Source organism: Gilliamella sp. B2911 (assembly GCF_026536965.1).
Taxonomy (GTDB): Bacteria; Pseudomonadota; Gammaproteobacteria; order Enterobacterales; family Orbaceae; genus Gilliamella; species Gilliamella apicola_E.
Map to the genome: position 1 here is coordinate 54,832 of NZ_JAFNNA010000008.1, position 13,083 is coordinate 67,914.

Sequence of the window (13,083 nt, forward strand, 5' to 3'; positions counted from 1 at the left end):
CCCTTTAACTATGAAAAAAAGTTGAGGAACGGGGTTTTTGAACTTAAAAAAGTGAATATTTTTTATTAAAATCTAATTTTATTCCATTTGTATATAATGGTGAGAGTGCTAAAGAAAAATGATGTCTAAGCTCAATCCACTGTTATATAAATGAAGGTAGCTTTATTCTATTTCTATAAAATACAAGTTAGCTAAGTCATAATAGCTCATCAACCAATTTGCCATTACCAAACAAGATCTATTTCTCATCCTAATGAAGAAAAATATATATGTTAAATTATGTTCTGCATTGATTAAATTGATAATAATTTTAATAATTTAACTATACAAAGATAGTGCAAATCTCGAAAATTAAAGATTATTAATCGATAAACTAAACATTGCGAAATCATTTATTAGACATGGAGAATGGCAAGCTAGAGGATTTTGTAATATATTAACAATCAGCTAAGCTAATAATGAAAGGCAAGCCTAATGGATATATTTGAAGATAAACAAGAGTCAGAACTACTTACTGAAATTGCCGTTGCTTACTATGAGTATGAACAAACGCAAGAAGAGATTGCCAAGAGATTTGGTCTTTCACGTATTAAAGTAGGGCGTTTGCTAAAAAAAGCGAGAGCGGAGGGGATTGTTGAGATTAATGTCAAATATCACCCGATTTTTAGCTCGCGTATTGAGCAGCAATTCGTTAATAATTTTGGTATTAAAAGAGCGTTAATTGCTTTAGATCACCAAGATGAGGATGAGCAACGACGACAAGTGGCGGCACTTGTTTCAAATTATTTATCCAGCACTTTGAAAAATGGTATGACGGTAGCGGTTGGACAGGGGCGTAATGTGGCTGCAATTGCTAGTCATGTAGGCGTTTTTCCTGAAAAACAGTGTAAATTTATCTGTGGTATTGGTGGTACTCAGCGAGTTGGAGAGATTATTGATGCCGATCATATCAGCCGTAGCCTTGCGAGAAAATTTAGCGCAAGTAGCGAAACTTTGTATGCGCCAGCTTATGTTGAGAATCGTGAACTGAAACGTGCGTTTATGCAAAATCGGGTTATTAAAGATACGATCGAACGCGCGAGTAAAGCTGATATTGCTTTAGTTGGTATTGGTGATATGAATGAAAACTGTTACATGGTACAGTTAGGCTGGTTTACCCCGCAAGAAGTCACATATGCTACTTTGAATCAAGGGGTAGTTGGTGATATTGCAGGTTATGGTTTTTTTGATATCAATGGCAATCCTGTTGATACAACCATGAATGATCGGGTAATTGGTTTAAGTATTGATGAGTTACGTAACATTCCTTGTGTTATTGCCATTGCATCAGAAAACACTAAAGCGACAGCAATTTTAGGTGCGCTTCGCTCTGGTGTCATTGATATTATTGCTACTAGTGCTTCAAATGCTAGGATGGTGTTGAACCTAAATAAAATTTAAGTTGTATATAAGCTATTTGTAACAATGTAGCTATTTATTATCACTTTGTTAATTATAATAAGCGTTTAATAATTCTATCAACCCGAATTCGGCTTAATCGTTTAATTAATTTATGTACATTTTTAGGATAGAACACGCTAGCTTGAATTTGTTGAAAATGTGTAACTAAAGTCGTTTTTTCTCGAATTGCGACGAGTTCTTGTTTGATTTGTTTTTGTAATTCGTGTTTTGGATCGTGGATTAATATTGCATTTTCCAGATCTAAACGCCATGCTCTAGGATTAAGATTATTACCTGTGATCATCATCCAACTATCATCGACCCAAATACCTTTTAGATGATAGGTTTGATCGCCATCTTTCCATAATCTAATGATTAACTGTTCTTTGTCTATGAAATTTTGAAGGCGTTCAACAAAGCGTCTTAAGTTGATTTCATATAAATAGGGTAGTCCACCCGAAATATTAAATGGCTGATCTTCTGGAATATAAAAGTCGTTAGCAACTTTATCACCAATAATGATCTCAACTTGTTTTCCTTTTCTTAGGAGGCGAATAATATCGCGCACTAATATATTGGGTAGATTGAAATACGGAGTACAAAATATAATTTTTTGTTTTGTGACATTTATTAAATGGTGAATGACCTTATTGAGCTGATTATTTCGCCCAAGACCAACTATTGGAGAAACCGATAATGTATCATTATCCGTATCTGCCACATATTGATAATTTGCGTCGGTAAGATTTTGACGTAACGCTTTAATTTCTGGTTTAATTTGTTTGCGAGTTTTATGTTCACTAACATCTAAACGTTGCACACCTTCAGCAGAAAGGAAATTATCATTGACGTAATTGACCATGGTGTCAGATAGCGCTTTATTGGTTATAAAGTGATATCTGTCATAGCGGTATTTATCCAGTTTATGTAAATATACATTGTTGATACTCGCACCACTATAAATCACGGTGTCATCGATGATCAAACCTTTTAAGTGTAGTACACCAAGTACTTCACGGCGATTAACGGGGACACCATAAATAGGAATATCAATATTTGGATGTTGCTGTTTTAGATCATAGTAATACCGAGCATTCGTTTGGGCTTTATCTTCACCTATTCGTCCACGTTGAGCACGATGCCAATCAACAAAAATCTTGATATCTAAATCTGGGCGCGCTGTTTTTGCTTGATAAAGTGCATCAAGTACCTCACGGCCGGCTTCATCTTTTTCTAAATAAAGTGCAACAATGTAGATACGGTGCTTAGCTTTCATGATATGCTCAAGCAATGTAATTCGATAAGATTTTGGATCGTATACAATATGATATTGCTCAGCATTTTGCTGAAGTTTTGCTAATTCATTTAGATGCTTTTGATGGTTGTATTTAATAAATGGTATTCGCATGATTTAAATATCATTAAAACTGACACAAAGTGTAGAATATCACAATTTATGTCAGAAAATAACACTCCTATTTTTCATAGGTTATCCTATGTTTAAATTAATCTGTTTTTATTCAGTCTATTAACTCAAAATTTAAGATTGTTCATTAACCCAAGTTTGAATAATTTTATAGCTTAATGCCAGAACGACTGGACCAATAAATAGTCCCATAATACCAAAAGCCAGAATACCTCCAATTACACCAAAAAGTATAAGTAAGAAAGGTAGATCGGCCCCTTTTTTTATCAAATATGCTCGCATTACGCTATCTAGTGTGGTTAATATGATGGCAACTACAATTAATACAATACCTGATACGATATGACCATCCCAAAATTGCCAAATAATACAGCCAATCATTACGATAACTGGTCCAATTTGAGCAACACAGCAGATGAATAAAATGAGGGTTAATATGCCTGGAAATGGCATTTTGGTAATAATAAAGCTTAAGCCACCAATTAAAGCTAATGTAATGGCGGTGACAACCACGCCTAATGCAACCGCTCGTATAGATTGACCGGCTAATGTAACGGTAGTTGTTCCATATTGTTTAGATAAACGATTAGCTAAAACATAAACATATTTAGTAATGCTTTCACCTTTAAGAAATAGTAATAAACTAAATATAATCATCACACCAGCATGGAATATGAAAACGCCAATGTTGGTGACTTGTTCTAATAGCCAGCCAATCATTGTACCAATATAGGGTTGAATATCAGATACTAATTCCGACCCATCGGTTTTAATAATTTCGAGCCATTTTTGGTGTAGCTCCTCACCAAACATAGGAACGTTTATTAACCAGTCAAAAGTAGGTAATTCTCTATGAGATAGGTTTCTAACCCATTCGATAAGGTAATGCCCATTTTGAGCGACACTACTAATGATGAGAAGAAAAGGAATGACACAAACAAATGCCAATATTAATGCCATAACTAACAGTGATAACCAACGTTTATTAAACAACTTTTGTTGGATTTTTATCATTAATGGCCAAGTAGCAATAACCACCATAACAGCCCAAAAAAAGCCAAACAAAAATACTTCTATCACTCGATAAGTTACTGTTATAAGTAAACCTATCAGTAATAGATTTAAAATTAGCTTTAGTAAATCATCGGTTTTTTTTTCTGCTGGCATTTTTACCTCATATTCTTTAATCTAGATAATGTTATTATACGCATTATGTTTTGAAAAGCATACGATGTCGTATCAATTAGACAATTTTCTTGGAGATATAAAATGAAAAAATTAATGTTGTTAGTTTTGATGGGTGTAACATTATCAGCGTGTGCAAACACACAAAAAGCCCCTCAAGTTGCGCAAAAATTGAATGAAATCGCGCCATATCCTAACGCTAAAGTCGGTGCTACGCGTTATGTGATTCATCTTCCTAGCTTAAAAGATGAAGCTAACGCAAAAGTAGAAATATTAGTTGGTAAAGATATGAATGTAGATTGTAATGCACATAATTTAGGTGGGGTAATTAAAGAAAAAGAGCTTAAAGGATGGGGATATTCTTATTACGAAGTTGAAGAAGTTAAAGGAACGCTTTCAACCATGATGGCTTGCCCTGAAAGTGCTAACAAAAACCAGTTCGTTACAATCAGACATAATTTAGGTTTATTAAATTATAACAGTCAGTTACCATTGGTATTTTATGTACCAAATGATGTAACAGTTAAATATAGAATTTGGCAACCAGATTCAAAAGTTTTGCAAGCCACTGCCGAATAAAAAACGTTAATTAATTGTTAATAGCTCGCTAACAAAGGGCTGATTGATTAAAATATAATCATTCGGTCCTTAATCTAAGTTTATTTGATTTTTTATGTAGACATCTGTAAAAAAAAAGGTATTTTATCCCTCGTAATGCAAGGTTAGCTCTACTTGCTCATTAATTCAATTAATGACTTGTAATTGCCTGATTACCTCGGTTTCGCCGTTAATTAGATAATGGTAAAATTTGGGGGTCCGTTGTGTTTCACAATGGGCTTGTGTCTAACATGTAATATCCCTAACTAGAGGAGAAGTGGTGAGCATGTTTACTCAACGTAAAACAATTCTTTCAATCATAGCTGGTGTTTCACTAGCATTATCTCAATCTGCTATAGCTAAAGATCGCGTTGTGCATTTTTATAATTGGGCAGGTCAAATTGGTAACGATACTATCACTGATTTTGAAAAATCGACAGGTATCAAATTAGTTTATGATGTGTATGACTCTAATGAAGCACTTGAAGGTAAATTAATGGCCGGTCATTCTGGCTTTGATGTCGTTTCACCTTCTGATAGTTTTTTAGCAAGACAGATCAAAGCTGATATCTATCTGCCATTAGATAAAAGTAAATTACCAAATTGGAAAAATCTTGATCCTAATTTGATGAAATTAATGGCAAACCATGATCCTGATAATAAATATGCAATTCCTTATGTATGGATGACGACAGGTATTGGTTATAACATTGATAAAGTTAAAGAACGTCTTGGTGATAATGCTCCAGTTGATAGTTGGGATCTAGTCTTTAAACCTGAAAATATGGAAAAACTTAAAGATTGTGGTGTTGCTTACTTAGATGCGCCAACTGAAATCTTTGCGAGTGCACTTAAATATTTAGGTAAAGATCCGAACAGTACTGATGCGAAAGATTATACCGGTGCCGCTTACGAGTTGTTAGAGAAAGTAAGACCAAATATTCGTTATTTCCATTCATCACAATATATAACTGATTTAGCTAACGGTGATATTTGTGTAATTTTAGGTTGGTCAGGCGATATATTACAATCTCGTGATAGAGCTAACGAAGCAAATAATGGTGTGCATATTGGCTACCATATTCCTAAAGAAGGTGCATTAGTATTCTTTGATACATTTGCTATTCCTAAAGATTCAGCTAATCCTGATGAAGCTCACGAGTTTTTAAACTTCGTTATGAAGCCAGAAATTGCTGCACAGGTAACTAATGATGTTAACTTTGCTAGTGCAAATAAAGTTGCTAACGATCAGTTTGTAAAACCAGAAGTGAAAAATGATCCTGCGGTTTATCCAAAACCAGAGGTTATGGAAAAATTATTTACCCTTACAGTAAAAGATCCTAAGCTTGAACGTGTGATTACTCGCACATGGACAAAACTTAAAACGGGTAAATAGCCGTTTGAACGTCAAATTATTGACTTATATATTCTAGGCGGAGAGGTTTAATAACCTTTCCGTCTCGTTTTTTTTGGCTTGTTGTTATGAGGAAAAAAGTGTGAACGATAAAACAACAAATCAGGTACAGCCTAAAAAAAAGATGATAACTCCATTATTGGAGATCAAAAATTTAACTAAAGTTTTTAATGACGACTATTATGCCGTCGATGATGTAAATTTAACCATTTATGATGGGGAAATTTTCGCCTTATTAGGTGCATCGGGTAGTGGTAAATCGACCTTATTGCGTATGCTTGCAGGGTTTGAACAACCAACATCCGGACAAATTATTTTAGATGGTAAGGATTTATCGCAAGTTCCTCCTTACAATCGTCCAATTAATATGATGTTTCAATCGTATGCTCTTTTTCCTCACATGACGGTTGAGCAAAATATTGCTTTTGGTCTTAAACAAGATAGATTAGCTAAAAGCGACATTAAACAGCGTGTTGAAGAGATGTTAGCGCTTGTGCATATGGAGCAATTTGGTAAACGTAAACCTCATCAATTATCTGGTGGTCAAAGACAACGCGTTGCTTTAGCAAGAAGTCTAGCCAAAAGACCAAAACTTCTATTATTAGATGAACCGATGGGCGCTTTGGACAAACAACTTCGTGATCGTATGCAACTTGAAGTGGTTAGCATTTTAGAACAAGTTGGTGCGACCTGTGTAATGGTAACCCATGATCAGGAAGAAGCGATGACAATGGCAGGACGCATCGCGATTATGAACAAAGGTCAATTTGTGCAAATTGGTGAGCCTGAAGAGATTTACGAGCACCCAAATAGTCGTTATAGCGCTGAGTTCATCGGTTCAGTAAATGTATTTGATGGCATTTTACAAGAAACATTAGAAGATGGATTAATTATTAGTTGTCCTATGATTAAGCACTCTTTAAAAGTTGATTATGATTCACCCGCTGTCGAAGGTGTTCCAATTCAAGTTGCCTTAAGACCTGAAAAAATCAAACTTTGTGATGAAATTGCTGAGGATGCCTATAACGTTGCAACTGGTGAAGTTGTTGAAATTGCTTATTTAGGCGATCTTTCAATTTATCACGTAAAATTGCAAAGTGGTCAGATAATTATTGCACAGCTACAAAACGAACATCGCTATCGTAAAGGTATGCCTACTTGGGGTGATATTGTCAACCTTAGTTGGGAAATCGATAGTTGTGTTGTGCTTACTGAATAAACACAAGAGGATATATTGATGCGATCCATTATATGGGGTTTGTTATTAAATGCCTTGGTGTTACTCGGTATTTATTTACGTTTTGTAACAACAAATGCATTTGACAATCTTTTTTTAGATGCGTTATTTACATCAATGGTATTAAGCTTTTTATTATCATGTTTAGGTGCATATTTAGCGCATTATAAACCATCTAAATTTGCTTATCGGTTGATAATAGCTGGTAGTATTTTATATATACCTGAATTAGTCGGTTTGGTTGCTATCTATTATGCTTATAAAAAGATGCGACAACAACGTGATGATTCCGACTTAATGACATTATATGGTCGTTTGTTAGTTATCGCGATTCCTTACTTTTGGATGCTGTTACTCTTTTTATTACCATTTTTAATCGTATTTAGAATCAGCTTTTCGGAAGTGGCGATAGCCGTTCCTCCTTATACTGAACTTTTTAGTTATGAAGATGGGCTGGTAAATATTGTTTTAAATTTTGGTAATTATCTAAATTTATTAGCTGATACTATTTATCTAGACTCCTATTTACAGTCATTAAAAGTGGCTGCAATTTCGACATTATTATGTATTTTGATTGGTTATCCATTAGCATGGGCTATATCGCAATGCAAACCATCTACTCGAAATATTTTATTATTGTTGATTATATTACCATCATGGACATCATTTTTAATTCGTGTTTATGCGTGGATTGGAATATTGAATCCTAATGGTTTGTTAAATCATTTCTTAATGTGGTTAGGTGTTATTGATCAACCGCTAATCATTATGAAAACTTATCTAGCTGTTTATATCGGTATTGTATATTCTTACTTACCGTTTGTGGTGTTACCAATTTACACATCATTAAGTAAAGTCGATTCAACCCTAATTGAAGCAGCTCTAGATTTAGGTTGTAAGCCAATCAAAACCTTCTTTAGGATTATCGTACCATTAACTAAAAATGGTGTTATTGCTGGAGCCATGTTGGTATTCATTCCAGCGGTTGGGGAATATGTAATCCCTGAACTGTTAGGGCCTTCAGATAGTCTAATGATTGGTACTCAACTATGGGCTGAATTCTTTAATAATCACGATTGGCCAGCTGCATCAGCTGTCGCAACAGTGATGTTATTGATATTAATTGTCCCTATCTATTACTTTAACAAATTCCAAAACCGACAAATGGGAGGTAAATAAATGAATAATTTACCATTAATCGTGCGATCAGCATTGATTGTTTTTATCTCCGCATTCTTAGGTTCATTGGTGCTATCGGTTTTGATTTCAGGATTTGCTTTATTAAGTAGTAGTAGCTTATATGTGGGATGTTTTGTCTTCAGTCTTATTTTGACAATTATTGTAACGATATCATTGCTAGGTAAATTTTTAAAAGGATTAATTCTATTATTAGTGTTTTCCTTTTTATATATACCGATGATCATTTTGATTGTTTATTCTTTCAATAGTTCAAGACTTGTAACTGTTTGGTCTGAATTTTCAACTAAATGGTATTTTGAATTGATCCACAATGAAGCCTTACTTAAAGCGGTAGGATTGAGCCTTTCTATTGCTGCTGGTGCTGCATCATTAGCAATTGTACTTGGTACCTTAGCTGCTTACGCCATAATACGATATAGACGGTTCCGAGGATCTAATTTGTTTTCGTTTATGACAACGGCACCACTAGTTATGCCAGATGTAATAACCGGTTTGGCATTACTATTGTTATTTGTTGGAATGGGACAAGTACTTGGTTGGCCAACACAAAGAGGTGCAATTACTATTTGGCTCGCTCATGCAACATTTTGTACCGCTTATGTGACAGTCGTTATTAGCGCAAGATTACGAGAGTTAGATAAGTCAATTGAAGAAGCTGCATTAGATTTGGGTGCAAATCCATTAAAGGTATTTTTCATTATCACATTACCTATGATTGCTCCAGCTCTTGTATCTGGTTGGTTATTGGCATTTACTTTATCACTTGATGATGTGGTTATCGCTAATTTCGTGACAGGGCCAGGTGCGATGACGTTACCAAAACTGGTATTTTCTAAAGTCCGATTAGGGGTTGACCCTCAAGTTAATGCCTTAGCGACAATTATTTTATTAATTGTTGGTATTATTGGCTTCATTTCATGGCTTTGGATGCGTCGAGCTGAAAAACGGCATTTGCGTGAAATTCGAATGCATTAATTGCCTCATCAAAAATTGCCGCTTTATGCGGCAATTTATTTATCCTCATAAAATATACGTGTTTTTTTTATTGAATTATATTATAGTGTTTGATGTCAGTTCACTGACAAAAAATTCTCAGGGCGGGGCGTAATTCCCCACCGGTGGTATAGCCCACGAGCGCTTAATAAAATAGATTTTATTAAGGACAAGCAGATTTGGTGAGATTCCAAAGCCGACAGTTAAAGTCTGGATGAAAGAGAGTAGCTTATCTTTTCTATATTTGCGCTATAGCAAAATCACTATGGTCAAGCACTTGCCCTGATTCTGGTATTTAATGTATTTATAACTTAATGAATTCAAATTAATTAAGAATAAATATAATTAGTTTAATAAAACAGGATAGGTATTTACCATGAATCAGTTTAACTTAAATGAATTTGGAACACCCATCGAGCGTGTCAAAAAAGCAATCGCTTCAATCAAAGCTGGATCTGGCGTATTAGTGCTAGATGATGAAGATCGCGAAAACGAAGGCGATATTATTTGGGCAGCACAAACAATTACAACCCAACAAATGGCGCTAACGATTCGATATGGAAGTGGTATAGTTTGCCTATGTATGCCACAATCCTATTGCGATAAATTAGAGTTACCAATGATGGTTGCTAACAACACCAGTAAAAACCAGACCGCTTTTACTATTACTATTGAAGCTGCGAAAGGCGTAACAACTGGCGTATCGGCTGCGGACAGAGTCACTACGGTAAAAGCTGCGGTTGCAGATAATGCAAAACCAAGTGATTTAAATCATCCAGGCCATGTCTTTCCATTAGTCGCAAAAGAGAATGGCGTCTTGAGTCGTCGAGGTCATACAGAAGCCTCTGTAGATTTAGTTTCATTAGCAGGCTTTAAACCAGCCGCTGTAATTTGTGAATTAACGAATGATGATGGAACCATGGCTAGAGCACCACAAGTTGTCGAATTTGCTAAAAAGCATCAGTTACCAGTAGTTACAATTGATGATATTGTGGCCTATCGTAAATCATTATAAGCCTTTCAAGAAACCGCCGAAATATTCGGCGGAATAATTTACTTAACCTAAAACTTTTAAAGCACAAGTTTTAGTGATTTTTACACCATTTTCTAATGCTGATGTATCAAAAGTCATATCTGGATGATGTAGACCTGGTGTTAAGTCAACACCCAATCCCCAAAAACCTGATTTTACATCTCTTTCACGAGGATAATTGAAGAAATCTTCTCCACCTGGGGTAAAAATAGGATCTTTTAATCCATCTTTGCCAAGCACATCTATAATAGATTCAGCAATAATTTTTGTGACTTCATCATCAATTTCAGCTGCTGGTATTTCTTTTGATACTTTGATATCAGCTTTAGCACCAATTGATGCAACGCTGAGTTCGATTGCTTTAAGTGTTTTTGCTTTTAAATCATCCATAGCAGGATTAGTTGGGGCTCTTAAATCCCAACAAACATAGGCCTCTGATGGAATAGCATTCGTTACACCTGCATCACATATACAACGCGTTGCTTTCACGCTATAAGTTAAGCTAGGCGCTAGATGAATAGTATTCACAGCTTGAATTGCCATAGTTGCAGCATCTAATGCATTTACGCCTAAATGTGGTCTTGCACCATGAGCAGGAATACCATGAATATTTACTTCAACTGTCGTTGAGGCTGAATAAAACATGGCAGCTGATGCACAGCCTTTTGGGCATTCATCTTTAGGACGTACATGTAAGCCAATGATCATATCAACATCGTCAATAGCACCGCCTTCTATCATGGCTAAAGCACCTGAACCTAACTCTTCAGCAGGTTGAAAAATTAGCTTTAATTTTCCTTTTTTTATATTACCTTCTTTAATGAGTTCTTGGGCTGCAGTTAATAACATTGATGAGTGACCGTCATGTCCACAAGTGTGTCTCGCACAGTGTTCACCATCAATGATATGACCTAGAGCATCCATATCAGCTCGTAATGCTAACACTGGACCGGGTTTTCCACTGTCATATTCAGCAACAATTCCTGTGGTATTGTTAATGTTTCGTGTTACTTTATAGCCAGCAGCTTCAAGTTTATCCGCGATATAGGCTGAGGTTTTAAATTCTTCAAAACCCAACTCAGGAATTTGATGTAAATAGTGGTAATGTTCAAGTACATTAGACATAGATATCTCCTTTATCACACTATAAATCGCATGATGATCATCGCAATTAAAGCATTAACTATACTGTTAAGCATTAATAGTGGCCAATATTTTTTAGGTACATCAGCAACACCCAATAAACGTCCCATATATTGTAATTGTGAGCCCATTAAGAAAATAGCTGGTGCTAAGATCGTGATATCAACACCACTTAAAATACCGCCAGAAATTAAATTTACAGCAACACCCGTACCTGCTGAAGCTGATAGCCAAGCGGTCAACAATACCGTTATAGCTTCACCCGGCAAACCAAATAGCCCCATAACGGGAGCAAATACTTCACCGATTAATTGCATCAAACCTAATCTTTTTAATATTTCCGTGATAACAAATGCCATAATAATGTTAGGCATTAAATTGTTTATTGCAATATTGAAGCCTTTGCGTGCACCAATAACGAAAATATCTAATGGATTGTTAGTCTGTTTTTGATTGGTTGAGTTATTCATTGATAAAATCCTTTTTATAAACTGAATTTAAAATCATGCGTACTAAAATCGCACCAACGAATTTCAATACAATCATAATGACTAATGGTGTAAATATTGCGACAGTCATTGAAGCGAAAAGCGCAGAACCAATAGAAAAATAGTTATTAATTAAGCCTGCTCCTGAATATTGCCAGGCGCTGATAATGATAAGATCTTTTTTACTGATCTGTTTTTCATCATACAACTCTTTAGTTAATACGGCTCCAGCGTCAGTACTTTGTAAATCAGTAATTAACGCAAGACCCGTTTTACCAGGAACCCCTAAAATAGGTTTAAGAAGGGGAGTTAATAGTTTGTGAGCTGCACGAATTGTACCGTAATGGGTAAAAATTTCTAAAACACCTAACGCAAGCATAACTGTCGGTATTAGTGATAAGGCAAAAATAAAGCCGGCTCTGGCGCTATTTCCACCTTCACCAACAAAAGTATTTTTTTCAGGGTGAAGCATCGTACCAAACTTACCACTTAAGCTGGTAAAATCAAATGCACCTAACCAAGCTTTTCCATCCACGTTATAAAATAGCCCGGAAAAAAACAGTATGGCAACAACTAGTGACACATAGGCCTTTATTCCGACTTTAAACTCATTGTCCGATTTATTTGACATTGTCTATTCCTTTTTGATTTATCTGACTTATTTTCTAATATAAATATTAAATAAGTTACACTTAAAGTACTTGAATTATTTTGATTTAAAATGAATTAAAATACTAAGCGACGTATTCTATATTGATTTAATTGAAAAAAAACCCCTTTCCTCAACTTTTTTTTAAAATTAGATAGATTTTATTCGTCAATTACGCGTTGAGTAAGATTGATCATTTGCTGGGATTAAGGATAGGATCTAAGCTATATTAAGTTATCATTTTTGGTAATTGATTTAAGTTAAATGGATTAATTTTA

General features: G+C 35.0%; 11 protein-coding genes, 1 pseudogene and 1 riboswitch. Of the genes and pseudogenes, 7 read left to right on the forward strand and 5 right to left on the reverse strand.

Translation table 11 applies throughout. From position 1 onward, the window contains the following. Nucleotides 1-474 precede the first annotated feature (474 nt). Entirely contained in the window at nucleotides 475-1,440 is a 966-nt protein-coding gene (locus J3U27_RS07950) for a sugar-binding transcriptional regulator (protein WP_065563273.1), read from the forward strand. A gap of 52 nt (nucleotides 1,441-1,492) precedes the next feature. On the opposite strand, the gene pssA is transcribed toward J3U27_RS07950, so the two are convergent. Both pssA and ydiK read right to left on the reverse strand, forming a co-directional pair. Next, nucleotides 1,493-2,848 (reverse strand): CDP-diacylglycerol--serine O-phosphatidyltransferase, encoded by a 1,356-nt coding sequence (pssA, locus tag J3U27_RS07955; RefSeq protein WP_267377217.1) that lies wholly within the window; start codon nucleotides 2,846-2,848, stop codon nucleotides 1,493-1,495. 132 nt (nucleotides 2,849-2,980) lie between these two features. Beyond that, nucleotides 2,981-4,033 carry an AI-2E family transporter YdiK gene (gene ydiK / locus J3U27_RS07960; protein ID WP_065734485.1) on the reverse strand — a complete coding sequence of 351 codons (1,053 nt, stop codon included), beginning with the start codon at nucleotides 4,031-4,033 and terminating at the stop codon, nucleotides 2,981-2,983. A 102-nt stretch (nucleotides 4,034-4,135) separates the two neighbouring features. On the opposite strand from ydiK, the gene eco reads away from it, so the two are divergent. From eco to ribB, 6 genes and pseudogenes are all read left to right on the forward strand, one after another. After that, nucleotides 4,136-4,630: a serine protease inhibitor ecotin gene (gene eco, locus J3U27_RS07965; RefSeq protein WP_267377218.1), complete on the forward strand. Its 495-nt coding sequence runs from the start codon at nucleotides 4,136-4,138 to the stop codon at nucleotides 4,628-4,630. Nucleotides 4,631-4,934: 304 nt separating this feature from the next. Beyond that, complete coding sequence (locus tag J3U27_RS07970) at nucleotides 4,935-6,044, forward strand: extracellular solute-binding protein (protein ID WP_267337023.1); 1,110 nt, start codon at nucleotides 4,935-4,937, stop codon at nucleotides 6,042-6,044. A gap of 100 nt (nucleotides 6,045-6,144) precedes the next feature. Next, complete coding sequence (potG, locus tag J3U27_RS07975) at nucleotides 6,145-7,281, forward strand: putrescine ABC transporter ATP-binding subunit PotG (RefSeq protein WP_081299544.1); 1,137 nt, start codon at nucleotides 6,145-6,147, stop codon at nucleotides 7,279-7,281. Between the two features lie 324 nt (nucleotides 7,282-7,605). Continuing rightward, a pseudogene (gene potH / locus J3U27_RS07980) lies at nucleotides 7,606-8,478 on the forward strand (putrescine ABC transporter permease PotH); the annotation flags it as partial. Between the two features lie 237 nt (nucleotides 8,479-8,715). Continuing rightward, nucleotides 8,716-9,474: an ABC transporter permease subunit gene (locus J3U27_RS07985; protein WP_416380372.1), complete on the forward strand. Its 759-nt coding sequence runs from the start codon at nucleotides 8,716-8,718 to the stop codon at nucleotides 9,472-9,474. A 109-nt stretch (nucleotides 9,475-9,583) separates the two neighbouring features. Beyond that, nucleotides 9,584-9,722, forward strand: a riboswitch (FMN riboswitch). 146 nt (nucleotides 9,723-9,868) lie between these two features. Next, nucleotides 9,869-10,507 carry a 3,4-dihydroxy-2-butanone-4-phosphate synthase gene (gene ribB / locus J3U27_RS07990; RefSeq protein WP_065734483.1) on the forward strand — a complete coding sequence of 213 codons (639 nt, stop codon included), beginning with the start codon at nucleotides 9,869-9,871 and terminating at the stop codon, nucleotides 10,505-10,507. Nucleotides 10,508-10,549: 42 nt separating this feature from the next. On the opposite strand, the gene J3U27_RS07995 is transcribed toward ribB, so the two are convergent. The 3 genes from J3U27_RS07995 to J3U27_RS08005 are packed head-to-tail and all read right to left on the reverse strand — an operon-like array spanning nucleotide 10,550 to nucleotide 12,787. Further along, on the reverse strand, nucleotides 10,550-11,650 hold the full coding sequence (locus J3U27_RS07995) for a M20 peptidase aminoacylase family protein (RefSeq protein ID WP_065563279.1): 1,101 nt from the start codon (nucleotides 11,648-11,650) through the stop codon (nucleotides 10,550-10,552). Nucleotides 11,651-11,664: 14 nt separating this feature from the next. Continuing rightward, nucleotides 11,665-12,138, reverse strand: coding sequence for a YjiG family protein (locus J3U27_RS08000; RefSeq protein WP_065563280.1), 474 nt, complete (start codon nucleotides 12,136-12,138; stop codon nucleotides 11,665-11,667). Continuing rightward, complete coding sequence (locus tag J3U27_RS08005; protein WP_065734480.1) at nucleotides 12,131-12,787, reverse strand: nucleoside recognition domain-containing protein; 657 nt, start codon at nucleotides 12,785-12,787, stop codon at nucleotides 12,131-12,133. The genes J3U27_RS08000 and J3U27_RS08005 overlap by 8 nt, the downstream gene beginning before the upstream one ends. Nucleotides 12,788-13,083: the final 296 nt, after the last annotated feature.